The following is a 1,387-nucleotide window of genomic DNA, read 5'->3' as shown; positions in this document are numbered from 1 at the left end:
GGGGCTATCTCGTTAACGGTGTTTCCGGCGGTTTTCATCAGTAGGTTTCGGCTGCCGGGAATCGATCGCCGAAGGTAATTGCGAACGCATTCAGGGCAGGTTTCCACCGCATCGTCCATCGTGCCTTGCCGACACCAGTCGGGTCCAGGGATCGGGTCACGAGGTAGAGGCACTTCAGGGCGGCTTGCTCGGAGGGGAAGTGCCCCCGAGCTTTGATCGCGCGGCGGTAGCGGGCGTTGAGCGACTCGATCGCGTTGGTCGAGCAGATCACCCGCCGGATCTCCACGTCGTAGTCCAGGAACGGGATGAACTCGTCCCAGGCGTTGTCCCACAACCTGATCACCGCCGGGTAGCGCTGCCCCCACTTCTCGGCCAACTCGTCGAACGCCGAGCGGGCCGCGGTAGCGTTGACTGCGGTGTAGATCGGCTTCACATCGCGCTTGATCTCATCCCAATATTTTCGCGAGGTGAGCCGGAAGGTGTTGCGTATCAGGTGAATGATGCAGGTCTGCACGATCGCTCGTGGCCAGACGTTGCCGACCACCTCGGGCAATCCCTTGAGTCCGTCGCAGACCACGAAGAAGGTGTCCTTGACGCCGCGGTTGCGCAGATCGGTCAGGACGCTCATCCAGAACTTGGCGCCCTCCCCGCCGGTGCCGGCCCACAACCCGAGGATGTCGCGTTCCCCGCCGAGGGTGACCCCGATGGCGGCGTAGAAGGGCCGGTTGGCGACCTGGCCGTCGCGGACTTTGACCACGATCGCGTCGATGAAGATCGCGGCGTAGGTTTCATCGAGTGGTCGCACCGTCCACTCGTTCATCTCCTCGATTACTTTGTCGGTGATCCAGCTGATCGTCTCCTTCGAGACCGACGCGCCGTAAATTTCGGCGAAGTGCGCTGAAATCTCGCCCGTAGTCAGTCCTTTGGCGTACAACGACAGCACCACCTCGTCGACACCGGACAGTCGACGTTGGCGCTTCTTGACGATCTGGGGCTCGAAGGTCGCCGCCCGATCCCGCGGCACGTCGATCTCCACGTGGCCGGTGGTGTCGGTCAGCACCGTCTTGGCGCGGGTGCCGTTGCGGATGTTGCCCGTCCCCGCCTCGGGCGGATCGTGTTTCTCATAGCCGAGGTGCTCAGTCATTTCCTCGTTGAGGGCGGTTTCGAGCACCGTCTTGGTCAGCTGTTTGAGCAGCCCATCGGGCCCGGTCAGCGACAGGCCCTGCTCCTGAGCCAACCGCACCAGCTCGACCGCCGCCTTCTGCTCAGCGGACTGCTCAGCCGCCTTCTTCTTCGCCACATCGTTCAGTGTCGTCATCATGGCACCTTCCTCGCCGAGCTTCGCTCAGCGTGTCAGTGCCGGAAACACCGTTATTTCCACAGTCCC

General features: G+C 62.7%; 1 protein-coding gene. It reads right to left on the bottom strand.

Annotated features, from left to right (window positions below; all coding sequences use genetic code 11):
- Positions 1-37 precede the first annotated feature (37 nt).
- Positions 38-1,321, bottom strand: coding sequence for an IS256 family transposase (locus A5759_RS01370; RefSeq protein ID WP_082961906.1), 1,284 nt, complete (start codon positions 1,319-1,321; stop codon positions 38-40).
- Positions 1,322-1,387: the final 66 nt, after the last annotated feature.

This window comes from Mycobacterium sp. 852014-52144_SCH5372336 (genome assembly GCF_001665615.1).
GTDB classification, from domain to species: Bacteria; Actinomycetota; Actinomycetes; order Mycobacteriales; family Mycobacteriaceae; genus Mycobacterium; species Mycobacterium neumannii_A.
Note: the sequence above shows the minus strand (reverse complement) of the source record. Positions and strands in the feature narration are given on the sequence as shown.

Bases quoted from the DNA above. Each gene is read 5' to 3' on its own strand.
- A5759_RS01370 (WP_082961906.1), bottom strand. From the start codon at position 1,321: ATGATGACGACACTGAACGATGTGGCGAAGAAGAAGGCGGCTGAGCAG.